General features: G+C 48.5%; 21 protein-coding genes. 8 read left to right on the plus strand and 13 right to left on the minus strand.

What is annotated here, in order from left to right; translation table 11 throughout:
* The first annotated feature begins 65 nt into the window (after positions 1-65).
* The 3 genes from plsB to Q4Q50_RS03500 all read left to right on the plus strand — a co-directional run bounded on the left by plsB (position 66) and on the right by Q4Q50_RS03500 (position 4,667).
* Positions 66-2,489 carry a glycerol-3-phosphate 1-O-acyltransferase PlsB gene (plsB, locus tag Q4Q50_RS03490; RefSeq protein WP_311898400.1) on the plus strand — a complete coding sequence of 808 codons (2,424 nt, stop codon included), beginning with the start codon at positions 66-68 and terminating at the stop codon, positions 2,487-2,489.
* Complete coding sequence (gene mtr, locus Q4Q50_RS03495) at positions 2,489-3,745, plus strand: tryptophan permease (RefSeq protein WP_311898402.1); 1,257 nt, start codon at positions 2,489-2,491, stop codon at positions 3,743-3,745. The genes plsB and mtr overlap by 1 nt, the downstream gene beginning before the upstream one ends.
* 148 nt (positions 3,746-3,893) lie before the next feature.
* A complete protein-coding gene (locus Q4Q50_RS03500; RefSeq protein WP_311898404.1) occupies positions 3,894-4,667 on the plus strand; it encodes a VOC family protein in 774 nt (257 codons plus the stop codon).
* Positions 4,668-4,743: 76 nt separating this feature from the next.
* Here the strand turns inward: Q4Q50_RS03500 and Q4Q50_RS03505 are convergent, their stop codons facing one another.
* The 7 genes from Q4Q50_RS03505 to Q4Q50_RS03535 all read right to left on the minus strand — a co-directional run bounded on the left by Q4Q50_RS03505 (position 4,744) and on the right by Q4Q50_RS03535 (position 12,834).
* Positions 4,744-5,910, minus strand: coding sequence for a ribonuclease T2 family protein (locus Q4Q50_RS03505; protein WP_311898405.1), 1,167 nt, complete (start codon positions 5,908-5,910; stop codon positions 4,744-4,746).
* A 208-nt stretch (positions 5,911-6,118) separates the two neighbouring features.
* The gene (locus Q4Q50_RS03510; RefSeq protein WP_311898406.1) at positions 6,119-9,268 is read right to left on the minus strand and encodes an efflux RND transporter permease subunit; all 3,150 of its coding nucleotides are present in this window, start codon (positions 9,266-9,268) and stop codon (positions 6,119-6,121) included.
* A 9-nt stretch (positions 9,269-9,277) separates the two neighbouring features.
* Entirely contained in the window at positions 9,278-10,819 is a 1,542-nt protein-coding gene (locus Q4Q50_RS03515; protein WP_311898407.1) for an efflux RND transporter periplasmic adaptor subunit, read from the minus strand.
* A gap of 21 nt (positions 10,820-10,840) precedes the next feature.
* Entirely contained in the window at positions 10,841-11,101 is a 261-nt protein-coding gene (locus Q4Q50_RS03520; RefSeq protein ID WP_311898409.1) for a heavy metal-binding domain-containing protein, read from the minus strand.
* Positions 11,102-11,368: 267 nt separating this feature from the next.
* The gene (locus tag Q4Q50_RS03525; protein WP_006079621.1) at positions 11,369-11,806 is read right to left on the minus strand and encodes a hypothetical protein; all 438 of its coding nucleotides are present in this window, start codon (positions 11,804-11,806) and stop codon (positions 11,369-11,371) included.
* A gap of 109 nt (positions 11,807-11,915) precedes the next feature.
* On the minus strand, positions 11,916-12,371 hold the full coding sequence (locus Q4Q50_RS03530) for a DUF2057 family protein (protein ID WP_311898411.1): 456 nt from the start codon (positions 12,369-12,371) through the stop codon (positions 11,916-11,918).
* A 100-nt stretch (positions 12,372-12,471) separates the two neighbouring features.
* A complete protein-coding gene (locus Q4Q50_RS03535) occupies positions 12,472-12,834 on the minus strand; it encodes a hypothetical protein (RefSeq protein ID WP_014620549.1) in 363 nt (120 codons plus the stop codon).
* 441 nt (positions 12,835-13,275) lie between these two features.
* On the opposite strand from Q4Q50_RS03535, the gene Q4Q50_RS03540 reads away from it, so the two are divergent.
* Entirely contained in the window at positions 13,276-13,839 is a 564-nt protein-coding gene (locus Q4Q50_RS03540; RefSeq protein ID WP_006079625.1) for a NapC/NirT family cytochrome c, read from the plus strand.
* A gap of 102 nt (positions 13,840-13,941) precedes the next feature.
* On the opposite strand, the gene Q4Q50_RS03545 is transcribed toward Q4Q50_RS03540, so the two are convergent.
* Both Q4Q50_RS03545 and rsmD read right to left on the minus strand, forming a co-directional pair.
* The gene (locus Q4Q50_RS03545) at positions 13,942-14,226 is read right to left on the minus strand and encodes a DUF1145 domain-containing protein (RefSeq protein WP_012588824.1); all 285 of its coding nucleotides are present in this window, start codon (positions 14,224-14,226) and stop codon (positions 13,942-13,944) included.
* A complete protein-coding gene (rsmD, locus tag Q4Q50_RS03550; protein ID WP_115335787.1) occupies positions 14,201-14,869 on the minus strand; it encodes a 16S rRNA (guanine(966)-N(2))-methyltransferase RsmD in 669 nt (222 codons plus the stop codon). Before rsmD ends, Q4Q50_RS03545 begins: the two co-directional genes overlap by 26 nt.
* Before the next feature lie 213 nt (positions 14,870-15,082).
* Here rsmD and ftsY point away from each other — a divergent pair, with 213 nt between their 5' ends.
* From ftsY to rpoH, 4 genes are all read left to right on the plus strand, one after another.
* A complete protein-coding gene (ftsY, locus tag Q4Q50_RS03555; RefSeq protein WP_311898414.1) occupies positions 15,083-16,978 on the plus strand; it encodes a signal recognition particle-docking protein FtsY in 1,896 nt (631 codons plus the stop codon).
* A 3-nt stretch (positions 16,979-16,981) separates the two neighbouring features.
* On the plus strand, positions 16,982-17,695 hold the full coding sequence (gene ftsE / locus Q4Q50_RS03560) for a cell division ATP-binding protein FtsE (protein WP_006079632.1): 714 nt from the start codon (positions 16,982-16,984) through the stop codon (positions 17,693-17,695).
* The gene (gene ftsX / locus Q4Q50_RS03565; RefSeq protein ID WP_311898415.1) at positions 17,692-18,657 is read left to right on the plus strand and encodes a permease-like cell division protein FtsX; all 966 of its coding nucleotides are present in this window, start codon (positions 17,692-17,694) and stop codon (positions 18,655-18,657) included. Before ftsE ends, ftsX begins: the two co-directional genes overlap by 4 nt.
* Before the next feature lie 224 nt (positions 18,658-18,881).
* Positions 18,882-19,739: an RNA polymerase sigma factor RpoH gene (gene rpoH / locus Q4Q50_RS03570; protein WP_006079635.1), complete on the plus strand. Its 858-nt coding sequence runs from the start codon at positions 18,882-18,884 to the stop codon at positions 19,737-19,739.
* A 100-nt stretch (positions 19,740-19,839) separates the two neighbouring features.
* On the opposite strand, the gene menE is transcribed toward rpoH, so the two are convergent.
* The 4 genes from menE to menD are packed head-to-tail and all read right to left on the minus strand — an operon-like array spanning position 19,840 to position 24,897.
* Positions 19,840-21,252, minus strand: a complete 1,413-nt coding sequence (gene menE / locus Q4Q50_RS03575) for an o-succinylbenzoate--CoA ligase (protein ID WP_311898416.1) — start codon at positions 21,250-21,252, stop codon at positions 19,840-19,842.
* Between the two features lies 1 nt (position 21,253).
* Positions 21,254-22,354, minus strand: coding sequence for an o-succinylbenzoate synthase (gene menC, locus Q4Q50_RS03580; RefSeq protein WP_311898417.1), 1,101 nt, complete (start codon positions 22,352-22,354; stop codon positions 21,254-21,256).
* A gap of 27 nt (positions 22,355-22,381) precedes the next feature.
* A complete protein-coding gene (gene menH, locus Q4Q50_RS03585) occupies positions 22,382-23,176 on the minus strand; it encodes a 2-succinyl-6-hydroxy-2,4-cyclohexadiene-1-carboxylate synthase (RefSeq protein ID WP_311898419.1) in 795 nt (264 codons plus the stop codon).
* The gene (gene menD / locus Q4Q50_RS03590; RefSeq protein WP_311898421.1) at positions 23,176-24,897 is read right to left on the minus strand and encodes a 2-succinyl-5-enolpyruvyl-6-hydroxy-3-cyclohexene-1-carboxylic-acid synthase; all 1,722 of its coding nucleotides are present in this window, start codon (positions 24,895-24,897) and stop codon (positions 23,176-23,178) included. Before menD ends, menH begins: the two co-directional genes overlap by 1 nt.
* Positions 24,898-24,929 lie beyond the last annotated feature (32 nt).

The following is a 24,929-nucleotide window of genomic DNA, read 5'->3' on the forward strand; positions in this document are numbered from 1 at the left end:
AGCGAATATTACCCATAGTCTGGTATTCTACCGGGCTAGTAAACGTACTTAATTGCATAAGAATAATGCCTAAACACGACTCTCTTTGGTTGAAATCATTACGCTGGATCCAAAAACACTTAGTGCACACTATTGTTGTGCCTCAGGATCCCTTTGCCGATCTGAATCTGGATGCCTCCAGACCCCTTGCTTATGTGATGAAAACGGAATCGCTGAGTGACATCGCTGCCCTGAGCGAAATTACGGCTAAGTTAGGACTGCCGAGCCCCTATGAGCCTTTAGTGGCAAATGGTGTAATTGCGCCTCGGGTTGTCTGCCTTCAAGGGCGTAAGCCGCTGTTTGGTGAGCGTGCGGGTAACGAGCCTTTCCTCGAATGCTTTATGCGTTTATTGGCCGTGCATAAGGAACGCCCTGAATTAGACATTCAACTGGTGCCCGTAAGCCTATATTGGGGCCGCACGCCAGGGAAAGAAGACGACACTATGAAGGCGGCTGTGTTTGAGCGGGAAAACCCGACTTGGCTGCGCAAATGCTTGATGATTCTATTCTTAGGTCGACATAACTTCGTACAGTTTTCAAATGCTGTATCCCTGCGATACATGGCCGACGAACACGGCACTGACATGGGGATTGCCCATAAATTAGCGCGGGTCGCGCGGGTGCATTTCCGCCGTCAACGCAAGGTGATGACAGGGCCTGTGCTGCCAAATCGCCAAGCACTGTTTCATTCGTTGCTCAAATCTGAATCGTTGCGTAAAGCGATTCAAGAAGAAGCAGTCAGTAAGAAGATTTCAGAGACCCAAGCGCGCGAGACAGCCATTGAGTATCTCGATGAAATCGCTGCCGATTACTCAGATAGTTTAGTGCGTATTGCCGAGCGTTTCTTAACTTGGCTGTGGAACAAGCTTTACAGCGGGATCAACATTAAAGGCGCCGAGCAAGTTCGCCAGCTGCACCACGATGGCCACGAGATTGTTTATGTGCCTTGCCATCGCAGCCACATGGATTACCTGCTGTTATCGTATATTTTGTACTATCAAGGTATGGTTCCGCCGCACATTGCCGCAGGTATTAACCTCAACTTCTGGCCCGCTGGACCTATGTTCCGTCGCGGTGGTGCCTTCTTTATCCGCCGTAGTTTTAATGGCAACAAGCTGTATACCGCAGTATTCCGTGAGTATTTAGATCAACTGTTTGCTAAAGGTTATTCGGTGGAATATTTCTCCGAAGGCGGCCGCTCACGTACGGGGCGTCTATTGGCGCCCAAAACTGGCATGATCGCTATGACGATGAACAGCGTGCTGCGCGGTATCGAGCGTCCAGTCACGCTAGTGCCTGTATATTTAGGCTACGACCATGTGATGGAGGTAGCGACTTACCATAAAGAATTAAGCGGTAAGAAAAAGAAAAAAGAATCTGTGTGGCAAGTGTTTGGCGCGATCCGCAAACTGGGTAATTTCGGCCAAGGTTATGTGAACTTTGGCGAGCCCATTACCCTGCAAAACTTCTTAAATGAGCGTGCGCCAAACTGGCGTAATGAGGTAGCCGATGATCCTGAGCAAAAACCGAGTTGGTTAACGCCAGCGGTAAACGTGCTAGCGAATCGAGTGATGACAAATATCAACGATGCGGCGGCAGCGAGTTCAGTGACCTTGACGAGCTTAGTGTTGCTGGCGACAGATCAAAATGCCTTAGAGCGCAGTCTGCTGGAACGTCAGCTTGATCTGTATCTGACCCTACTCAAAAAAGTGCCTTACACTACTTATACTTCGGTTGCCGAAGGTGATGGTAAGCATTTAGTGCAGCAAGGTTTAGAGCTGAATAAGTTTGTTGTTTGTGCCGATCCTTTAGGTGAAATCGTGTCTATCGAGGCGAGTCAGGCTGTGTCCATGACTTACTATCGTAACAATATCATCCACTTATTTATTGTACCGTCATTAATTGCGAGTTGTTTAACGCATAATGAGCAGATCCCGCGTCAGCAAGTGGTGTCAATCGTTGCCGATTTTTATCCACTGCTGAAAGCCGAACTCTTCATGGGCATTAAGGATGTACCTGCCTATGTCAATCAAGTGCTGGATTTCTTCATTGAACAAGGGTTAGTAGTCGAAACTGATACCTTAACTGTCGTGCCTGAACACACTAGCCAACTATTATTGTTAGCCAGTTCAGTGAGCGAAACTCTGCAACGCTATGCCATTATTTTCAATCTGTTAGCAAACAGACCTAAGATGGAGCGCTCAGAACTTGAGTCTGAGAGTCATCTACTCGCCCAGCGTTTAGGCGCTTTGCATGGCATTACCGCGCCTGAGTTCTACGATAAGAAACTTTACGGCACCTTGAGCGTTAAGCTCAAAGAATTGGGATATCTAGCGGATAACCAAGATAAGTCCAATATCAATCGCATACGAGATCAAGCCAATAGCTTATTACGTCCGTCAGTGAAACAAACGATAGTGGCGAGTGTCACCGCGGAGCATACAGTTTAATGGCAAATCATATGAATGCGGCTAAGCATAAGCCCGCAGGTAAGTCCTTGCTCGGCGGCGCCATGATTATTGCTGGCACGACCGTAGGTGCTGGGATGTTTTCTCTGCCCGTGGTCGGTGCAGGTATGTGGTTTGGTTATTCGATTTTAATGTTATTAGGCATTTGGTTTTGTATGTTGATGTCGGGCTTATTGTTGCTCGAAACCAATTTGCATTTCGAACCCGGTGCCAGCTTCGATACTTTAAGCAAGCAAACCTTAGGGCAGTTTTGGCGGATAGTGAACGGCGTTTCTATCGCGTTCGTGCTGTATATTTTGACCTATGCCTATATCAGCGGCGGTGGTTCGATTGTGAATCACAGCTTGCAGGGCATGGGAGTTGAGTTACCGCAAAGTGTTGCTGGGCTAGTGTTTGCCATAGTGTTGGCTAGTATCGTATTGATCAGCACTAAGGCCGTGGATCGCATTACCACGATTATGCTCGGCGGTATGATCATTACCTTCTTCCTCGCTATTGGCAATTTACTGATCGAAATCGATGTGACTAAGTTGCTCGAACCCGATGGTAATAGTAGCTTTTCACCTTATCTGTGGGCGGCGCTACCCTTTGGTCTTGCCAGCTTTGGTTACCATGGTAACGTCCCCAGCTTAGTGAAGTATTACGGCAAAGATTCTTCCACCATTATCAAGGCGATTTTCGTCGGCACCTTTATCGCGCTGGTGATTTATGCCTGTTGGTTAGTGGCGACTATGGGCAATATTCCCCGCAGCCAGTTTATCGATATTATTGCCCAAGGCGGCAATATGGGCGTCTTGGTGGGCGCTTTGTCCGAGGTGATGGCGAGTAGCTGGTTGAACAGTATGTTGACCCTGTTTGCTAACTTGGCCGTGGCTTCATCTTTCTTAGGGGTGACCTTAGGTCTGTTTGATTATCTCGCCGACTTGTTTGGTTTTGATGATTCGCGCTCTGGCCGGATGAAAACCGCGTTAGTGACCTTTGTGCCGCCGACGATTTTAGGATTACTGTTCCCCGACGGCTTCTTGGTGGCGATTGGCTTTGCGGCATTAGCGGCGACTGTGTGGGCGGTAATCGTCCCGGCGCTGATGGCCTATAAATCGCGGCAGCTATTCCCCGAGAGCACAGGTTTTAGAGTGATAGGCGGTACGCCGCTGATCATTCTTGTGGTGTTATTTGGCATAGTCACGGGGGCTTGTCATCTGCTCGCGATGGCAAATTTACTGCCGCAATATTCCTAATTTGTTTCGATGATTTAAGCCCTCTGCGTGAGGGCTTTTTTGTATTTAGCGATTGAGTTTTGTCTTACAGATCTTTTTAACCTGAATACTGGACAGAAATACAAACTCAGGCTTAACTCGAATGATTGTAAAAACGAAGGAGCCAATGATGAAAATTACTCAGTACGCACAAGGACATGCATGTTGGGTTGAACTCGCAAGCCACGATTGGCAAGCTGCTAAGGCATTCTACCAAGCGTTATTTGGTTGGGACTCAGTTGACATGCCGATCCCCGAAGGTCATTTTTCGCTATTCAATTTAGCGGGGGATGATTTAGGTGCCATGTACCAAATCCCCGAGTCAGAGTCGCAGATCCCTAGCCATTGGCGAGTCTACTTTGCCGTTGATGATATGGATGCCAGCATTGCAGCGATTCAAGATGCGGGTGGCCAAGTGCACATGGGGCCGCATATTGTTGCTGACGCGGGCGTGATGGCGCAGGTGAGCGATCCACAAGGCGCACGTTTTGCGCTGTGGCAAGCGAAGAATCATATCGGTGCTCGCCGTCAGGGCGAACTCAATACCCTTTGCTGGGTTGAGCTGGCATGTAAAGAACCTCACGCTGAAGAAGCCTTTTACTGCACAATATTCCCTTGGACTAACTCGCCCAGCGACATGCCGGACATCGAATACTCTGAGTGGCAAGTTGATGGTCAATCCATCGGCGGCATGATGACCATCATGCCCGAATGGGGCGATATATCTCCCCATTGGCTGCTTTATTTTGCAGTAGCCGATTGCGATGCATTTGCAGAAAAAGCCCAAGCGTTAGGCGCGCAAGTGTGCATTCCGCCCAGTGATATCCCCGATGTGGGTAGATTCTCTGTGATAGCCGACGCCCAAGGCGCCACCTTTGCGGTGATTAAGCTTAATCAGATGTGACTGGCATATTAAGGACTGTCATTAAGGTTAAAAACGGCGACGCTAAATCGCCGTTTTTATTTGTCTAACTATTTGTTTAATTAGCGTTATCAATCATGATTGTTTCAGGGCAGGAGCCTTTTGAGGCCTTATTGGCTTTGGCGAGTAGGCTAGGTAAGGAGTCAGAGGTTTTAATGACTTCGGGCAAGTTAATGCGGATTTCACTCAGTAATCCCTTGCCACATTCAAGACTCATTTTAGTGTGAGCGCCTTGACCGAAGCTGCCATCAAAACTTTGGTTTAACTCACTTTTACTGACACTCTTACCTATGTTGTCATGAATAAATTTTTGTACCCATGCCGATGCATTGACCGCTTGGGTCAGTTGGGTTGCCAATAAAAAGTACTCGTTAGGGTCTTGGCTACGGCAAGTGCCGTGTTTCCACCATTCGTGGCGTTCTAAACAGGTGCCATATTGGGCGCTTGGCATGATTTCTTCTAAATTTTTGCGCACCGATGGGTTAAGTTCAAGCTCAGGATAAGTACAGAAATCATTTGGTTGCAGTTTGACTGTGCTGCAATAGCCATAACGTGTGCCGCATTGTTGTTTGTTCGGCCACAGTCCGTGCAGGCTGAAGTGTTGACATTGGCTCGATTCTGGCGTTTGGCTTAGGGCGCGGCATTCGGCTTTGCGGCGGCCATAGAGTTCGCAGAAGGTGCTTTGCCAGCTTAATGCCAGCACGTTGGCGTCAAATTCACCGCCGATTCGGCATTGATCCCCTTGACGTTTTTCTGGTGTGCCATGCTCTTTAAGGCCGTCTCGGCTTTTGGCTTTGATATCCGATGCTGTAGTGGTTTGCGCGGGTTCTACCGCTGTTGCAGGTGTCGATACATTACTGCCTGCAACATTGGAAAGATACTGACCACAAGCGCCACTGATCCACCGCATGGGAGACTTTACTGCGTTGGTGCGCACTCGCAGCCAATCAGGTTTGGCGCTGTTGCCGAGGATTTCGAGTACCGGATAGCGCTCACCAATATTGCTCTGCCATTGATCTGGATTCGTCTGCTTATTTTTCGATTGAAATAGCTCACAACGTTTATCGGCAACGAACTCACCGGTTGCGGGCGCGGCAACGGCGGGTGCTGTAATAATTAGCGCAGCGCATAAACCGAACGCCGCAAGTAACGTACGCGATAGGCTTTTAAGGGAAAGTGCTTGCGGCCATATCCGGCGGATGGTTAAACACAATGGCTTGGTCATGTGATGGAATCCTTTCTGCTGCAGTAAGTCGGGTCAATCCTGTGGTGCGCTAAGTTAATGGTACACATAAGCGTTATAAACTAAGAGGCTTATTTTACTCAGAGTGTTGTGTGGCACGGTTGCTAAATTAGATTTTTAATCTGATTGAATGAAAAATCCCCTCAAACCCTAATAGCTTGAGGGGATTTTTATGGGTGCTCTCTTGCTGCTAACTTACGTGCGCAGCGTCTTTGTTTAATTTACGCGAGTAAATCAGTAGATAGAGTGCGGGCAGGACAAACAGCGACAGTATGGGCGCTGTGACCATGCCGCCGACCATAGGTGCGGCGATTTTTTGCATCACATCGTTACCCGAACCCGCGCCCCACATTATGGGCAGTAGGCCGAAGAAGATGGTCGCTACTGTCATCGCTTTGGGACGGATCCGCATGACAGCGCCTTCAATCAAGGCTTCTTTCAGGTCATTGACACTGTGGTAATTATCTTTTTCTTGCCTGTGTTTGATGGCGTTATTGAGATACACCAACATCACCACCCCAAACTCGGCTGCGACACCCGCTAAAGCAATCATACCGACAGCAACGGCCACTGAGATGTTGTAATCCAGCAGATACAACAACCAAGTGCTGCCGACCAGTGCGAAGGGGAGGCTGAGCATAATAATGCTGGCCTGAATGGTGGAGCCGAAGGTCATCATCAGCAGGATGAAGATGACGGCTAATGCCATAGGGATCACTTGTTTAAGCTTAGCATCGACCCTTTGCATATATTCGTACTGGCCTGCAAAGCTATAGCTGTAGCGGGGCGGGACGATGAGTTCGGCGTCTAAGGCCGTTTTCGCGCTGGCGATATACTCACCGATAGATGTGCCTTCGATATCGATAAACACCCAAGAGATTAAGCGGCCATTCTCACTCTTTAACATAGGCGCGCCATCGTTAATTTCGATGTCGGCCAAGTTGCGTAGCGGCAGATAATGCCCCGACTTAGTGATTACAGGTAGCTCGCGCAGCTTCTCAATATTGTCGCGCAGCTCACGGGGATAACGCAGGTTGATAGGATAACGTTCGGCGCCTTGTACTGATTCGCCAATATCCATACCGCCGATGGCGTAACGCACCACATCTTGAATATCCTGCAGCGTCATACCGTAACGTGCGGCCACATCCAGTTTCGGACTGATATCGATATAACGGCCGCCGCCACTGCGTTCGGCGTAGGCCGATTTGGTGTGTGGCACTTTGCTTAAGATAGCTTCAATCTTAGTGCCAATACTTTGCAGTTCGTTGACATCGGCCCCAGTGATCTTAATGCCGACAGGGGTTTTGATCCCTGTCGAGAGCATGTCAATACGGGTCTTGATGGGTTGCACCCATGCATTGGTGAGTCCCGGTACTTTTACGGTTTGCTGCAGCTGGGCAATGATGCCATCTAAGGTCATGCCTTCACGCCATTCGTCATGGGGTTTAAGCATGATAGTGGTTTCAAGCATGGTCAGCGGCGCCGGATCGGTCGCGGTTTCGGCGCGGCCTACCTTGCCAAACACGCGGGCTACTTCGGGCACGGTTTTAATTAAACGGTCGGTTTGCTGTAACACTTCGGCGGCCTTACTGGCACTGATGCCGGGCAATGCCGTTGGCATGTAGAGTAAATCGCCTTCTTCGAGTGCGGGCATAAACTCGCTGCCCATGCGGGTCATAGGATACCAAGCGCTGGCCAGCGCGATTAACGCTAACATCAGGGTGACTTTAGGGAATTTCAGCACCAGTTTTAGTGAAGGTTGATAAATCGCGATCAAGAAACGGCTGATGGGATTGCTGCGTTCGCTGGGGATTTTGCCGCGAATAAAGTAACCCATCAAAATCGGCACTAAGGTAATGGATAAAAAGGCCGCCGCTGCCATGGCGAAGGTTTTAGTGTAGGCCAGTGGCGCGAATAATCGACCTTCCTGCGCCTCGAGTGCAAACACAGGTACAAAGCTTAAGGTAATAATAATCAATGAGAAAAATAGCGCAGGGCCGACTTCAATCGACGCTTCGGTGACGATGCGCCAATGTTCTTTCGTATCGGGTTCGCGATCATGATCCGCTTTAAAATGCTCTAAATGTTTGTGCAAGTTTTCGATCATCACAATCGCGCCGTCCACCACGGCGCCGATAGCAATGGCGATGCCGCCAAGGCTCATGATATTGGCGTTAACACCCATCTTATTCATCACAATAAAGGCGATTAGGATAGATAGCGGCAGGGTGATCACGGCCACGAGTGTGGAGCGCGCATGCAGCAAAAACAGCAAACAGACTAAGCCGACCACCAACATTTCTTCGACGACCTTGCTAAATAAGTTGTCGACGGACTTAAGGATCAAGTGAGATCTGTCGTAGGTTGGGATAATCTCAACCCCATCGGGCAGGCCGGCTTTGAGTTCTTCGAGTTTTGCTTTCACCGCATCAATTGTCGCTAAGGCGTTTTCGCCGTAACGCATCACCACAATTCCGCCAACGACTTCTCCTTCGCCGTCGAGTTCGGCTATGCCGCGGCGTGAGGCTGGGCCTTTACGCACAGTAGCAACATCTTTGAGCGTTAAACCTGTGCCAGAAGGACTGGTGATACCAAGGGGGATTTCACGAAAATCCTCTAGCGTCTGGCGATAGCCTTTGGCGCGTACCATGTATTCGGCTTCGGCCATTTCGATCACTGAGCCGCCGGCTTCGCTGTTGGCTTTATCGATGGCTTGTTTAATGGTGGCGATATCGAGCTTATAGATCGCCATTTTGTCGGGCTCAAGCACTATCTGATAGGTTTGCTCCATGCCGCCGACGGTGGCGACTTCAGACACGCCTGCCACGCTTTGCAGCTCTAGCTTGAGATACCAATCCTGCAGACTCTTGAGTTGCGATAAATCTAAATTACCGGAGCGATCGACTAGCGCATATTCATACACCCAACCAACACCAGATGCATCTGGGCCGAGGGAAGGTTGCACATTTTGCGGTAAACGGCTGCTGATCTGACTCAGGTATTCGAGCACCCGTGAGCGAGCCCAGTAAATGTCGGTGCCATCTTCAAAAATCACATACACGTAAGAGTCGCCGAACATGGAATAACCACGCACGGTTTTAGCACCAGGTACGGCTAACATGGCGGTCGACAAGGGATAAGTCACTTGTTCTTCAACCAATTTTGGCGCTTGACCCGGATAAGGGGTTTTAATGATCACTTGCACATCGGATAAATCCGGCAGCGCATCGAGCGGCGTTTTTCGCAGCTCCTGTACGCCCCAAACAGTGATCATGATGGCGATAATCAACACCATAAATCGCTGCCTGATGGACGCCTCGATAATATATTTCAACATAACGCGCTCCTAGTGCTGATGACCGCTGCTTAAACGCATTAAACTACCCTTGAGGCTAGCCTCGGAGTCGAGTAAGAATTGCCCCGAAATCACCACACGTTCACCTTCATTCAGGCCTGAAATAATCTCGGCCTTACCTTGGCTCATCATGCCGACGGTTACGGCCTTGGCGGTAAAGCTGTCGTCGGTTTGCTTGACGATCACGCGGTTTTCTTTGCCCGTTTGGATTAAGGCTTCCTGCGGGATCACTAGCACATCTTTATTCGGGCCACCGAATAGTGAGACTTTGGCGAGGGTTTTAGGTCTTAAATCTATCTCGGTATTGTTGAGCACTACTCGTACTCGCAGGCTGCGAGTGACAGGATCAAGCTCAGGATAGATGTAATCGATCGTGCCTTCGATGCCGCTGATATTCATGGCGGGAACGGCAATTTCGGCCTTCTGACCTTTGGCAATCCAGCTTTGCTCGTTCTCAAAGACGTCGGCAATCACCCAAACTTTGGAGAGGTCCACCACAGACATGACTTCGGTCGAAGGCTGAATATACATGCCATCGCGAATGTCGAGGGCTTTCACTATGCCGTCTTCTTTGGCGTAGAAAGGTACCCGATATTGGGTTTGATGTGACTCGGCTAATTGTTTGATTTGCCTGTCGTTAAAACCAAGGAAGGATAAGCGTAAGCCCGCATTGCGCACCAAATCTTTGTAGCGGCCTTGGCCGTTTGCTTTGGCGGTGTCCATAGCGAGCAGATAGTCATCCTGGGCGTTGATTAAATCGGGGGAATAGATCTCGTAGATCAGCTGGTCTTTCTTTACGGTATCACCCACGGATTTGATCATCAGTTTTTCAATCCAGCCAGTAACGCGGGCATGGATATGGGTGATTTGGCTTTCGTCATAGTCGATTTGACCGACGGTTTCGACAAATTTCCACAGTGTGTCGCGTTCAACCTTGGCCACCTTTAACGCCAACGCTTGCTGCATGCTGCCGGATACATTGATGTTGATTTCTTGGGTATTGCCGCCCGTTTCGACCTTTTCTAAGTTCATACCGCAGATAGGGCAAGTGCCGGGTACATCACTGATAATGTGGGCATGCATAGGGCAAACGTACTTGATTGTTGTCACATGATTTTGGGCTTTAACTAAACTGTCGGCCTTAGGTGTTGGGGTATCGAATACCTGACTCGAAGCTTTGGCGGCAGAGGTTTGCGCATGCTCAGAGGCTTGGTGATCTGCGACTTGATGCTGTGCATGCTCGGCCGCAGGATTCGCGGCATCGAGTTTCTCAACTAAAAACATATTGCACTTAGGGCAGCGACCGGGCTCATGGCTGAGCACTTCGGGATGCATAGGGCAAGTGTAGGTTTTCACTTGATTTAACGGATTATTCTTAGGCGCAGTTGCAGAATTTGCTGCCGCTTCGGTCGCCGTGTGCTCTTGTGTGTTCGCCAGCTGGGCATGACTCAACCAAGGCGTACTGATGAGTAAGCTACTCAAGATCAGTACGGCCTTAGGGGCCTGCTTTTTTACTGTATTAAATTGGTTCATATGCCTCATCTCCAGCCTAGCTTAGTGGTGTTCGTGCGCGTTGTGCATCGTACCTTCAGCCGTTTTTACTTCCGTCGCCTTTGGCTCTAAGTCCATGCCACATTTAGGGCAAGTATCGCCTTTATTACCAGTCACTTCGGGGTGCATAGGGCAAACATAGGTTTGTGCTTGTTGCTGTGGATTTGCATTGTCGTGTTGATGTTCGTGCGGCGTAGCCGTGGCAAACACGTTAGTGCTGGTCAGCAAGAATGCAATTAAGGCGAGATTAGTTAGGGTTTTCATATTATTCACTCCATCGGATTAACGGCCGAATATGAGCGCATAAACGTCAGTGAGCACAGCAGATCAAAGCGGTTCGCTTCGATAGACGGATTAATGCCACAACTTGGCATTCGGCTCAGTTATCAACGTTTTGCTAGACTCGGGTGCACGATTTAATGATAAGGCACCACAATAAACGGCTAATTTGGGTGTTAGCTTAGGGCTAACTGGATTGTCGTTTTAGCTTGGCTTCTTTAGGGCGATTTGCCCATTAAGCGCAAAGTAGGCCTAGGCTATCGGTGGTTTAAAGGCCGAAGACAAAGAGATCGAGTGGAAATGAGGCATAGGAGTGGCCATTGCAGTATCGCTCATGCTCACACTGGGCCAGAGGTGTGGGCTGAATAGAGTGCCAGCAACTGAAATCGTCAAACAATGACCACAATCATTTGAACATGATGTGGTGCCATCACAGCAATGCTGTTTCGCGCCGGGAAGCATTTTATCGTTGCAGCAATCCGCGTTGGCCATTGAATGTGAGTCAGAAGGGTTCTCTGTGTTCATCTGCATCATGGCAGCATGGTGCATTTGGGGGGAAGCTTCATGATTCATCGCACTCATATCCATAGTGTGTGGCACCATGGCGTGACCATTAGACACAACACTTTGCCCGACGAGTGCGAGTAAAGTGAACATGACTAAAAAGTAACGACCGAGTGTGTGATGCATAAGTATTCCAAATGATGAACGGCTCGAGTCTAGCATAGAGGCATTATGCTGTAATGATTTAACTCACATTTCAGCACATGCCTCAAATTAAATATTTTGCTTTTCTAAATTAGAAAGCGGGATTGCTGACTAACATTTTCGCCATCAGCTGGCTGTGGCTTTGCAGTGGATATTCGCCCGCTTTGTCACCATTAATACTGAGTTGAATCGTTGGATATTTAATAAATTGGCGCGCTTCAGCTTCAGTCATTATTTTGGGCTGGGTGATTTGGTAGCTATCACTCGCCTTCACATCCAGCACTAAGTAAAGCGGCGCTGATTTAACCCAGTTACCACTATCATCGGCGCGATAATTAAAAATATCCTGATATTTTAGCTCGAGCAGTACTTTCCCGGCGGAGAGTTGGATAGGCTTAAAGGGTGTCGCTGGCACACCATTGATACTGATAACACTGAGCGCATCTGTGCTTTTTAAGCTGGCGGCTGTGACAGTCGCGCTACTTAACAAGGCACCGATAACGAAAGTAAGGCTTAGTAAGCTTTTGTTCAATAAAGTGGTTTTCATAATAAACTCCAAAAATTCTCTGTACCTCGTTGCGGTGCGAATATGCAGCGGCGCAATCAAAGGTGTTTAGTCGGTTTTACGTTGTAAAAAACGAAAGACGTTACAGTGAATTGGAGGTGGGAGGCGGCGTAGTGAGTCCAAGATCGGCAGTTTGCATCGCCCAGCCTTGGATGGCAATACGCTTGCTTGCTGGGTTGGCGAAGGCCAGTTCTAGCACTGCAGGCTCAAGGTAAAGTGATGATAGGCAATGGGTTTGACAATGACTTGTCATACTATCTTGGCAGTGTTGCAAGCAATCGGATGCAGAACAATCTGGCATGGTGCAGTTCATTTCTGCATCCATCATCAACATGGTTTGACTGCTGTGGCCATTGGTATTGGCTGAAGTTGGCATAGCACTCACCATCGCCGATTGGGCGATTAGCGAAAATAGCACTGCTATGGTGATCCAAAATTTAGCCATGATAACTCGGAAAATTGATTGCTTACCCTTAGAGACCTTAGCTAACCCGATAAAGTTTCATATCGCGTTCAATTTTTAATTTCTAATTTCTAATGATTTATTTCCTGACCACTTCTAATAATTAAACAAAACGTCGATTAGATCACATTTCTATTTTCTAGAAATGATTTGATAGTTATTGATTCTCAAAGGGGAAATCTCATCGCGATAATCGCTAACTTGCGATTATGGGGTGATTGCATTAGCTTTAGTTAAAGTGCATTGCAGCTCAGCTAGCGGTTTTTACCAAATGTCGTCCTAATAGTTAGAGCTAAGTCTCATTTTGCGCTTTTAAGGTTAATTTAATCGGCAAATTTCGGCTTAAAATCAAATTTCTAATAAATGAAAGAACATAAACTAGTCTTATAAAAACTAATTTTGACAATTTTTGGAGATAGAGTGATGAACTGGCGTGCACTATTTAAACCTAGCGCAAAATATTCAATCCTGGCGCTACTGGTCGTCGGTATTGTTATCGGTGTTGTGGGCTACTTCGCAACCCAAACAACCTTACATGCAACCAGCCAAGACGCATTCTGTATGAGCTGCCACAGCCAACATTCATTGAAAGATGAAGTGATGGCGTCTGCCCACGGTAACAACCGTGTGGGTATCGTGGTTCAGTGTCAGCAATGTCACATCGCACAGGAACCATTCCAATACCTGAAGAAAAAGATCATCGTTTCTAAGGACGTTATTGGTTTCTTAACTATCGATGGCTTTAACACGCAAGCATGGTTAGATGAAAACCGTAAAGAACAAGCTGAGTTAGCGCGTGATTACCTTCGTGCAATCGATTCTTCAACCTGTCAAAACTGTCACAACCGTATTTATGAAAACCAATCAGAAAATATGAGCAAAATGGCAGTGAGAATGCACAGCAATAACTTCAAGAAAGCCCCAGAAGACAGAAAAACCTGTATCGACTGTCACAAAGGCGTCGCTCACCCTTACCCTAAAGGATAAGGTTTAACGGTTAACTTACGTTATCGTTAGTCATTAAAAAGCCCTCTGTTGAGGGCTTTTTGCTGTCCGTGTCTGAGTACCTGACGGTGCCTAAATGTTAGGTTAACTCGCTGGAGTCATCACTTTTTGTCGATAAGCTAACAGGCTAAAAATACCGAAGATAAATACTTGCAGATAATCAAGCTTTGTTAATGGCAGTAAGGTCTTAAATAGCATGTGGAAAATGGCCACTTGGAAGCAGTGCATCATGCAGGTTATGCCAAACAGGATATTCAAAATAATCGCCACATTACCTTCAAATGGCATAACCAAGTTGTAGGCCATCATCAACCAAGCGATGAGGGTAATGGCTTTACCTAGGTTAATCAGCAAGGGCATGGCTTTCATCTTCGATAGGTTCGGCAGTGTTGTCGGCTTGATATTGATATAAGCGGTAACTCACTTGCCCCGCATTCTTTTCTTTCAAGGCGTGCCAGCTAGATGGAATGGCCAGTTGGGTTAATTCAGATTCGATCTCGACATAAATCAGCGCGCCATCATTGAGCCAAGCTTGAGTATCGAGCAGTTGAATGGTCTTTTCTGCCAATCCTTTGCGAAAGGGTGGATCGATAAACACTACATCGAAACCTTGCTCGCAGCCCCTTTGCAACACCACTAAGGTATCGGCGTTGAGCACTTCGGCCTTATCGCATTTAAGGGTTTGCAGATTTTCTTTTAATTGCATGGCTGCGCCGCGTTGCAACTCGATAATCTTGGCGAAACTGGCATAGCGAGATAGGGCTTCGAGGGCTAGAGCGCCGCTGCCGCCGAAACAGTCGAGTACTCGCGCATTAACTAAGTCATTGGCAAGCCAGTTAAACAGGGTTTCGCGCACTCTGTCTGTTGTCGGGCGTAAACCTTCGAGATCTTGAATAGGTAAACGACGCGAACGCCATTGGCCCGCGATGATCCGCACTTGACCGCTTCCGGGTTTATTTTTGGCTGTTGGACTTTTGGTCACATTATTTTTGACCGTTCGATTCTTAACCAAAGTGCCCCCGTGATTTTGCCTGAAGAAAGAAAGTGGTAGACTATGCCACCTTAATAAAGGCCACTATTTTATATCAAAGTCTCACTAAAAGGTGAGAAGGCTGAGTGAGCTTAGCTAATTGCCGACTTTTTGGGCGTAATTGCCGAGGCAATCTGGTATAACATCAGGGTCTTATTCAAAATTCAACACTGAAGTAGAGCGCTGGAATCACACATGGCAAAGAAAGGTTTTTTCTCCTGGTTTCGTAAAGATAAGTCCCAAGATGAGGTCGTCGCTGAAACTCCAGTTGTTACTCCAACACAAGACACTGAAGCAGCAGAGCGTTTAGAACTGGAACGCGCAGAGGCGCAACGTTTAGCTGCTGAGGCAGAGGCTCAAGCGGCCGCAGAAAAGCTGGCAGCAGAGCAGTTAGCTGCCGAGCAGGCGCAAGCCGAGCGTATTGTCCAAGAGCAAGCGCAAATTGAAGCTCAGCGTTTAGCCGAGCAACAAGCCGAAGCAGCGCGTCTGGTGGCTGCTCAGTTAGAGGCCGAACAGCTTGCGAAAGTGCAAGCCGAGCACGTTGCTCAAGAGCAAGCACAAATCGAAGCTCAACGTTTAGCAGAACAACAGGCCGGAGCGGCACGACTGGCGGCAGCGCAGCTAGAAGCTGAACAACTTGCTGCAAATAACTTAGCCGCTGAACAAGCCGCTGCAGAACAACTTGCTCAAGCCCAAGCCAAGGTTGAAGCCGAGCGTATTGCCCACGAACAAGCACAAATCGAAGCTCAACGTTTAGCCGAGCAACAAGCCGAAGCAGCGCGTCTGGCGGCAGCTCAGTTAGAAGCTGAACAACTTGCTGCAAATAACTTAGCCGCTGAAAAAGCCGCTGCAGAGCAATTAGCCCAAGCGCAAGCCAAGGCTGAAGCCGAGCGAATTGACCACGAACAAGCACAAATCGAAGCTCAACGTTTAGCCGAGCAACAAGCCGAAGCGGCACTACTGGCGGCAGCTCAGTTAGAAGCTGAACGTGCTCGTGTTGCCGCCGAACAAGCCGCTGAAGCGCTAGCTGCGGAGCAACTCGCTGCTGAAGCATTAGCACGTGAGCAAGCTGAAGCGTTAGCGCAACAGCAGGCCGAAGCTACGCAAACCGCTGGGCCCGTGACTGAATTACAGCCAGAGCCGCAGGCTAGACCCGTTAAAGAAGGGCTATTTGCTCGTCTGAAACGCGGCTTGATGCGTACCAGCGAGAATATTGGCAGTGGTTTTATCGGCCTATTCCGCGGCAAGAAAATCGATGATGATCTGTTTGAAGAACTCGAAGAACAGTTACTAATCGCCGACGTTGGCGTCGAAACAACCACGCGTTTGATCAAAAATTTGACCGAGCAAGCGTCGCGTAAGCAATTGAAAGATGCTGAAGCTTTATATGACTTGCTACGGGAAGAAATGCAGAAGACGCTCGACCCAGTCGCAATTCCGTTAGTGCCAGACAATGCAAATGGCCCATTTGTGATCTTAATGGTTGGCGTTAATGGCGTGGGTAAAACTACCACTATTGGTAAATTGGCCAAACAATATCAGAGCCAAGGTAAGTCAGTGATGTTAGCCGCGGGTGATACTTTCCGTGCTGCAGCGGTTGAGCAGCTACAGGTTTGGGGTCAACGTAATGATATTACAGTGATTGCCCAGCATACAGGTGCCGATAGTGCCTCTGTACTGTTCGATGCTTTGCAAGCGGCTAAAGCCCGTAAAGTGGATGTGTTGATCGCCGACACAGCGGGTCGTTTGCAAAACAAAGCGCACTTGATGGAAGAATTGAAGAAAGTCGTGCGAGTGATGAAGAAACTCGACCCAGATACGCCACATGAGGTCATGCTGACACTAGATGCGAGCACAGGGCAAAACGCGATTAGCCAAGCACAATTATTTCAGGAAGCCGTAGGTGTAACGGGTATTACCATCAGCAAGTTAGATGGAACGGCTAAGGGCGGCGTGGTCTTTGCGATTGCTGATAAGTTTAATATTCCGATCCGTTACATAGGTGTGGGTGAGCAAATTGACGATTTGCGAACCTTCAATTCGAAAGAATTTATCGATGCCTTGTTCACTCAAGAAAAAGCGGATAGCTAATTTATGATTGATTTTCAGCAGGTCAGTAAGATTTATCCTGGCGGCCAAATGGCGCTGGAAGATGTGAATTTTCATCTACAACAAGGTGAAATGGCATTTTTAACCGGCCACTCGGGTGCGGGTAAAAGTACGCTGTTGAAATTAATCACGGTTATCGAGCGGGCGACGACCGGTCGTGTCGCCATCAATGGCCACGACATCGCCAAAGTCAGCCCTAAGCATGTGCCTTATTTGCGTCGCAATATCGGCATGATTTTCCAAAACCATCACCTATTGATGGACCGAAGCGTGTTCGACAATGTGGCTTTGCCGCTGGTGATTGAAGGTTTCTCCCATGGTGAAATCCGTAAGCGAGTGGCTGGCGCCCTCGACATGGTGGGTTTGTATGGCAAAGAGCGCCATAACCCGATTATGTTGTCCGGCGGTGAACAGCAACGCGTCGGCATTGCCCGTGCGATTGTCAACAAGCCGCCCTTACTGCTCGCCGATGAACCAACGGGTAACTTAGATCCTAAATTATCGATGGATATTTTGCGTCTGTTTGAAACCTTCAACGATGCAGGAACCAGCGTGTTAATCGCTACCCATGATTTAGGCTTAATCGCGCGGATGAAATATCGCACTTTCACCCTCAAACAGGGTCGTATGCTAGGCGCACAGGAGTTGCATCCTAGCGTGCATACGCGCGCGCCGACGAATAGAGGTGAAGGGCAATGAGCGACAGCGCTAAATTAACCCGTAGTAAGTTACCTCTATCTGGGCGGATTGTGATGTTCTTTATTCGCCACGTACAGCAAGCGATGGCGAGTATGGGAGAACTCTGGCGCAACCCAGTGTCTTCCGTGATGACTATGGCGGTATTGGGTGTGAGCCTGAGTTTGCCTGCGGCATTGCAAGTGTTAGTTAAAAACGCTGAGACCATTACCAGCTCGTGGAACAGTGCAGCGGAGATCTCCTTGTTTATCGAGGATAATCGCAGCGAGCAAACCATTCAGAGCCTGCTGACGCGGATTCGGACTTATTCCGAAGTGGATAAAGTGCAGTACATAGATAGAAACCAAGCCCTAGAAGAGTTTCAACGCTTATCTGGTTTTGGTGAGGCCTTGGCCTATTTAGATAAAAACCCTTTGCCAGCGGTCATTACCGTCACACCTACGCCGCGTTACTCAACGCCGGTGGGCGCCCGTGAACTCTTAACTAAACTAGAGCGCGAGCCTGAGATTAGCTTTGGCCGCTTAGATATTGAATGGTTAGAACGGTTACAGGCAGTAGTGCGTCTACTCGAACGCACTGTGATGGCGATTGCTGCATTACTTGTGCTGGCTGTGGTCTTAGTGATAGGTAATACGATTCGCTTGGCAATTATGAATCGGCGCAGCGAAATTGAAGTGATGAAGCTCGTCGGGGCAACGGAAGCCTTTATCCAGCGCCCATTTCTCTACACAGGGATTTGGTACGGAGTTATTGGCGGCATATTGGCTTGGCTTATCATCAACTTATTAGTGTGGTATCTCGATTCCGCCCTTGCCGAACTTTTAGGCTTGTATGGCAGTCAGCTTGAAATGAAATCACTCACTTTTATTGAACTGCTGCAATTGGTTGGACTTGCCTCATTTTTAGGTTGGTTAGGTTCGTATTTGTCTGTACGTCAGCATTTACGGTCGATTGAACCTTCATAATAATCAGTCGATTAAACTAAAAAAAGTGACGAAAAAAATGCTGAGTAATGAACTTTTATTCACTTGCAATGTCTACTTCAGCGAGGTAAAAGGGTATCTGCAAACGAGCTGAGGTTGACATACTCTGTCAATTAGCCGATAGTTCGTGAGCTTATTCTTAGGGTATTTTGTTGTTGAACCTAAGAATGCACTCGTTAAGTAGTCTGATAAATGTAGGAGAGCGAATGACCTTTCAAACGCAATCAATGGCACTGACAGTCCCACAGGGCGCCAGTAGTCTAGAAGCTTATATCCATTCAGTGACTAGCATCAGCATGCTGGACGCTGAGGCTGAGTATGAGTTGGCCAAGCGTTTACAGGAAACTGGTGATCTACAAGCTGCGAAGCAACTGATTATGTCGCACTTACGTTTTGTAGTGCACGTTGCTAAAGGCTATTCAGGCTATGGCTTGCCACAGGCAGATCTGATCCAAGAAGGCAACATAGGCTTGATGAAAGCGGTTAAACGCTTCGATCCCGATGTTGGCGTGCGTCTCGTGTCTTTTGCTGTGCACTGGATCAAAGCTGAAATTCATGAATATGTGCTGAAAAACTGGCGCATTGTTAAAGTCGCGACCACTAAAGCGCAACGTAAGTTGTTCTTTAACATCCGTAAAGCGAAAAAACGCTTAGGTTGGTTCAGCGATGCAGAAGTCACTATGGTGGCTGAAAATTTAGGTGTATCTAAGGCCGATGTGACCGAAATGGAATCACGTATGGCAGCGCAAGATCCGGCATTTGATTTAACCAATGATCAAGATGAGGAGCATGATTTTGCCCCAGTCCATTACTTGGAAGATCATTCATCGGATTTAGCGGAAAACATTGAAAACGACAACTGGGAATCGAATGCCCAAGGTCGTTTATTATCGGCCATCAAAACCTTAGACGAACGCAGCCAGCATATTCTGCGCGCCCGTTGGTTAGATGACGATAAAACCACACTGCAAGAACTTGCAGAGACTTACCAAGTGTCGGCCGAACGTATTCGCCAACTTGAGAAAAATGCCATGAACAAGCTGAAAGCTTGCATGGAAGCCTAAGTCGCATCACGTTTAAGGTGACAGTGATTTAGCCATAAAAAAACCTGCTACGGCAGGTTTTTTTATGGCTGCAATTTGGCTTGATGACGTTGGTGATAAATCAGTGTTTAACAAGATTAGCTATCAAGGCTTTTCTGTTTACTTTCAGCCCTGTCTGCTCATTATTTTCTGGCCATACATAATATTGTCTTGGGCGTTTGAAGCGGGCGATTTTGTCGGCGAGAAACCGTTCGAGTTCATTGGCAATCGACTCAGTGTGATGAGTTAAACTGCCGCGAAGGATAGCGGCGGGGAGATTGCCAAATTGGGCATCGGGGATAGCGAAAACGATAGCATCGTCTATTTGTGGATGCTGTTTAAGCGCGGCTTCGATTTCTTCTGGTTGGATATTTTCACCGCCGCAGATGAACATGTTATCGACGCGGCCAAGGATGCGCAGATTACCATTTTCGTCCCATTCGCCCTTGTCTTTGGTGTAAAACCAGCCGTCTTGTTCAACGTACTTTTGTATTCCATCCGCGGTGAGATAGCCCATAAACAGGCATTCGCCTCGCACCAAAATCACACCGTTTTCGATTTTAAGCTCACGCTTGGGGAGTAATTTGCCACTGCTGCCGTCGCTTAATGCGGGACCTGTGGTGATCTGCGAGCCCATTTCTGTCATGCCGTAACTCGTATAGCTGGCGATATTGCGTTGCTTAAGCTCGGCGAGTAAGTCTAGCGAGACTGCGCCGCCGCCCAGCAATAGGGCTTTGATACTTTTAAGCTTGCTGCTCGTATCGGTTAGTAACTTGCTCAGTTGTGTGGGAACGAGAGATATGTGAGTCAACTGATCTTGGTCAATCTGCTGACCAAGGCTAAGCGCTTGATCTGGCATGACAACACTAGCACCGACTAAGGCACAGCGGTTTAATATCGCAAGACCGCCAATATGGAATAAGGGCAAGGAGAGTAGCCAGGCATCACCTTGTTCGAGTGGGATTAAGCTGCGGGCACCTTCGGCATTGGCAATATGATTCGCTAAGCAATGCACCGCCGCTTTGGGAAAGCCACTAGAGCCTGAAGTTAAAATCACATTAGCTGGACGAGTAAAGTCGACAGGCAGGGCTAAGTCACTGCTAACGCGATTGAAATTTAAGCGCAAGTGATGACAATTCTGTAGTTCGCAAACCTCATTACTCCAAACATAGCGGATCTGATGTTCATTAATTAAACCTTGGATCTGCGCGAGAGGAAAACGGGGTGAGATAGGGAAAAAGATCGCCCCGATATCGATGCAGGCCCAATAGAGGCAAATCATCTCGAGGTTATTCACAGCAATACAGGCTAGTGGCTCACCCTCTGCAATGCCTGCTGCTCTTAGCTGCTGACCCAGTGCGATAACACGTTGGCTAAGCTCGGAGTAACGAATGTCTTGTCCCGCCAACTTGCTGGCCGTCTGCTGTGGAAACGCCAGCGCGGCTTGGTGCACGGGGGACAGTGCTAGCGACTGCGATAGGCGGGTGTCAGACAAACTAGTTTTCCTCACGCTTGGCTGCACCCAAATCACTTTGCTGCGTTGAATCAATGGCGTGTTGTGCAATGAGTTCAAGTTGGGCGAGTGTGAGGCAGTGTTTTTTACCCGATGACACGATTAAATCTTGGCTAAAGGCGCTGAGGGTATCGAGTCCTGGGATTTCATCGGGCGTGAGAATCGCGGCTAAATGGGCCAGATCGCTAATGCCTAAACTGCTTTCAAGACTTGAACTGATAATGCAACGCACACCATAGCTTTGCGCCGTATCGATTAAGTTAGCTAGCTTTTCAATACTGCCGAGCAGCATAGGTTTGATGATGAGCGCAGTCAGGCCATTTTGCATCGCAAACTGATAATCGGGATCGTTGAGTGATTCATCGAGGGCGTAAGGCATACCAATTGCTTGATAAAATGCCAGATTATCCTGTGGATTCTGGCAAGGTTCCTCTATGTATTCGATGGTGTCCAGGGGTAGGCAAGCAGCAAATTCGATCGCTTGTTCCAGTGTAAACCCTCGGTTTGCGTCTAAACGTAGTTTGAGATCGGGGCGGGTGCGTAAAATGCCATAAATCAGGCTCAGTTCGTCTTCGATTGAGGTCTGCGCGACTTTAACTTTCACCGAATGAACATGCATGCCGAGCGCCGCAACTTTGTTATCGAGCAAGTCTTTGCCCGCATCCGTTGGATGATAAATCAAAGGGACTGTGGCGGTTTGTGGGCGGATAGCATCGAGCTTACCCATTAACTTGGCATGCAACAGACTTAAACCAAAGGCCAAGGAAGGGTAAGGACTTTGCTCGGCGTAATCCAGCAGGGTATCGATATGCAGACCGCAGAGTAGGGGTAATAACTCAGTTAACGCCGTTTGCACTTGAGCCAGTGTTTCGCGGCTAAATCCCACTAAAACTTGTTCATCGACATCTATGCCAGATAGTGGGGCGATTTCAACTTCGACTTGTCTGTATTCGCCACCAACATTAGCGCTGGCGCAGGCTTGCAATACTAATCCAGCCCTGTGGTCGATGCGTTGCTTGCCTACGGGCAATAATACATCGAGCGGTAGTCGATATTGATACAGGTTAAGCGAAGTTAAGATCATATATTTCCTACATTTTAATTCTGTTATTTACCCAAGCAGCTTAACTATTGTTGCGATTAATGCCTCGGGAGCTGCTTGGTGTATGTTGTGTCCGGCGCCGCTAATACAGTGGACGAGAATAGGCGCGTGTAATTGCCACTCTTGGGCGAGGGCGTAAAACTTGGCATCTTGGCTACCCACAAAGAAATGGCACTCACAGGCAAGTTGTGAAGGCACATCCCACATCGATGCTTGGCGTGCAAGTGAAGTAGCTAAGAATACCTCTTTAAGCAGCTGTTTAGGATGCAGACCTAAGACGGCAGATCTCTGCTCAATTAAGGCTTTACGTTTGGCCGCAGTCATGTCGGCAAACACGGGCTGCTGATACCACAAGTTTAAAAAATCTTTGCTAGCCAGATGCAATAAACGCTCGGCCCACTGGGTATCATTCTTGGTTCTGGCCGTTTTTTCTTGCGGGTCTACCAGCCCTGGGTGGCAGGATTCGAGGTTCAGACTTAACAAGCGCTGCGGATAGGCTTTTGCAAGGTGCAAGGCAATACGCCCGCCTAAGGAATAACCGTAGAGATGAAACGGTTCGGGACTTGGATTAAGGCTATCGAGCCGCGTCATTATGTTTTCGACGCAAAAGTCGAAATCGAGCTTAGCCTCAGTCGGCCCTTCAGCTTGATTATCTCCATGGCCCGGCAGATCTAAGCAAATACAATGGAAGTGCTGGCTTAGCGCAGGCATTAACGGCAACCAGTCGGCCTTAGTGCCTAAAAAGCCGTGCAGTAGCACTAAGGTCGGTAGTGAAGGATCGCCGTAACGGGCCATGTTTGGCATTAGCTTTGTTTCACCCAAAGGTTGAGCGCGGCGATTTGGTCGCTGGCTTGGTTTTGGCTCACATTGACTTCAATGATTGAAGCCCCCTGAAAATCCAGCGCTTCATTATAGCTATCTTGAAAATCGGCTAAATTATCCACCTGATTATAGGGCAAATTAAACATGGCAGCGGCATAGCCAAATTCTAAGCCGTGGCTGAGTCGATAATAATCGCTGCGAACTTGTTCGTTCGGAACCGGCAATAAGTTAAAGATATTACCGCCATCATTATTGAGGATCACGATCACCAGCGGGCTTGTTAAGCCCTTGGCGATAGCCAGCGAGTTAAGATCGTGCAGTTGCGATAAATCACCTATGATCAAACTGGTGGGTTTGCCTTCGTGGGCTGCAATGCCGCAGGCGGTGGCGAGTAAGCCGTCAATACCCGAAGCGCCACGGTTGGTATAAGTGGTCGCTGTGCAGCAACTAACAGGCGCATACATGTCGTACAAGCGTACAGGCAGGCTGTTGCCGATAAAAAGCTGTTGTTCTAATGGACGAGTGTTGGCGATAGCGCGTATCACCTGCGCTTCACCAAATTCCCCTTGATCGATATTGCGCACAAATAAGTTATGCAATTCATCGTTATAGGTGATTAAGGTATTCGCCCAGTTCGCCGAGGATGAACGATACCAGTTCAAGGCCGCAAACTGCTCTGCATTAGCATGCCAAATGTGCTTCGCATTGTGACTCGGATCTAGCCTGTCTTGCTCGGGTAACACCTGCCAGTAACTGTGCCAATTCTGCTCGGCGAGATAACCGATGACGCGTTTTGACAATAAACGCCCGCCGAACACGAGTACGCGATCCGCTTCCTGTAATAGATTGCGCGCCCTGGGATGTTGCAGCAGTTGGTCTATGTTGCCTATTGCCGCGGGATGTTGGCGCAGTTGCGATTGGGCATCGGTTAGCAAAGGCCAGCCAATTTTTTGCGACAGGGCGATAAGCTGCTGTGGATCTTGCTCAGGCGTGAGAGTGCCGACAACGATCACGCCTTTACCGTGGACGAACCGCATAATGGCATCGTCACTGGGGCTGCTCAATTGTTTGCACTTGCCGTATTGGGTATACGGGCGGGCGAGCTGCAGCCAAGTTTGCAATGGTTTGAGGTAAGGCGATTCGGCATCGAGAATCACGCCACTGAGTTCACTCGGGTACAAGGGCTCGCGATACATGCAGTTGATGTGCACTGGACGAGTTTGATTCGCCACTGCCTCATCCACTGTGGTGAGCAATGCCTGCGGTGCGATATGCGCATCCGGCGTTGGCAAATTCACTTGGGTGGCGTAATTCGCAAAAAGGCCCGGTTGGACTATGGCTTGATTGGCGCCGCAGCCGAGTAATTCGGGTGGACGATCGCCGCTTAAGACGATCAAAGGCACGTGGGTTAGCCAAGCTTCAACAATCGCAGGATACAAGTTAGCGACGGCGGTGCCCGAGGTGGTGATGATAGCGACCGGTGCGCGGCTGGCTTTTGCCAGACCTAAGGCCATAAAGCCGAGTCCACGTTCGTCAAAATGCAGGTGACGCTGGAGTTTAGTTTGCTGGGCGGCGGCGAGGGTTAACGGCGTCGAGCGCGAGCCCGGTGCCATACACACATGTTGCACGCCAAGACGTGCTAACTCCTCAAGAATAAGGGCGCCCCAAATAAGATTAAGAGTGGCTGTATTTTCGGTCCGCATAGCTGAATCTATTAGGATAAAGATGGGCTTAG

The sequence above is a fragment of the Shewanella scandinavica genome (assembly GCF_031932065.1).
Classification (GTDB): Bacteria; Pseudomonadota; Gammaproteobacteria; order Enterobacterales; family Shewanellaceae; genus Shewanella; species Shewanella baltica.

What these genes read in the sequence shown, in the direction of transcription:
- plsB (WP_311898400.1), top strand. Translation starts at nt 66, where the DNA reads ATGCCTAAACACGACTCTCTTTGGTTGAAATCATTACGCTGGATCCAA.
- mtr (WP_311898402.1), top strand. Translation starts at nt 2,489, where the DNA reads ATGGCAAATCATATGAATGCGGCTAAGCATAAGCCCGCAGGTAAGTCC.
- Q4Q50_RS03500 (WP_311898404.1), top strand. Translation starts at nt 3,894, where the DNA reads ATGAAAATTACTCAGTACGCACAAGGACATGCATGTTGGGTTGAACTC.
- Q4Q50_RS03505 (WP_311898405.1), bottom strand. Translation starts at nt 5,910, where the DNA reads ATGACCAAGCCATTGTGTTTAACCATCCGCCGGATATGGCCGCAAGCA.
- Q4Q50_RS03510 (WP_311898406.1), bottom strand. Translation starts at nt 9,268, where the DNA reads ATGTTGAAATATATTATCGAGGCGTCCATCAGGCAGCGATTTATGGTG.
- Q4Q50_RS03515 (WP_311898407.1), bottom strand. Translation starts at nt 10,819, where the DNA reads ATGAACCAATTTAATACAGTAAAAAAGCAGGCCCCTAAGGCCGTACTG.
- Q4Q50_RS03520 (WP_311898409.1), bottom strand. Translation starts at nt 11,101, where the DNA reads ATGAAAACCCTAACTAATCTCGCCTTAATTGCATTCTTGCTGACCAGC.
- Q4Q50_RS03525 (WP_006079621.1), bottom strand. Translation starts at nt 11,806, where the DNA reads ATGCATCACACACTCGGTCGTTACTTTTTAGTCATGTTCACTTTACTC.
- Q4Q50_RS03530 (WP_311898411.1), bottom strand. Translation starts at nt 12,371, where the DNA reads ATGAAAACCACTTTATTGAACAAAAGCTTACTAAGCCTTACTTTCGTT.
- Q4Q50_RS03535 (WP_014620549.1), bottom strand. Translation starts at nt 12,834, where the DNA reads ATGGCTAAATTTTGGATCACCATAGCAGTGCTATTTTCGCTAATCGCC.
- Q4Q50_RS03540 (WP_006079625.1), top strand. Translation starts at nt 13,276, where the DNA reads ATGAACTGGCGTGCACTATTTAAACCTAGCGCAAAATATTCAATCCTG.
- Q4Q50_RS03545 (WP_012588824.1), bottom strand. Translation starts at nt 14,226, where the DNA reads ATGAAAGCCATGCCCTTGCTGATTAACCTAGGTAAAGCCATTACCCTC.
- ftsY (WP_311898414.1), top strand. Translation starts at nt 15,083, where the DNA reads ATGGCAAAGAAAGGTTTTTTCTCCTGGTTTCGTAAAGATAAGTCCCAA.
- ftsE (WP_006079632.1), top strand. Translation starts at nt 16,982, where the DNA reads ATGATTGATTTTCAGCAGGTCAGTAAGATTTATCCTGGCGGCCAAATG.
- ftsX (WP_311898415.1), top strand. Translation starts at nt 17,692, where the DNA reads ATGAGCGACAGCGCTAAATTAACCCGTAGTAAGTTACCTCTATCTGGG.
- rpoH (WP_006079635.1), top strand. Translation starts at nt 18,882, where the DNA reads ATGACCTTTCAAACGCAATCAATGGCACTGACAGTCCCACAGGGCGCC.
- menC (WP_311898417.1), bottom strand. Translation starts at nt 22,354, where the DNA reads ATGATCTTAACTTCGCTTAACCTGTATCAATATCGACTACCGCTCGAT.
- menH (WP_311898419.1), bottom strand. Translation starts at nt 23,176, where the DNA reads ATGCCAAACATGGCCCGTTACGGCGATCCTTCACTACCGACCTTAGTG.
- menD (WP_311898421.1), bottom strand. Translation starts at nt 24,897, where the DNA reads ATGCGGACCGAAAATACAGCCACTCTTAATCTTATTTGGGGCGCCCTT.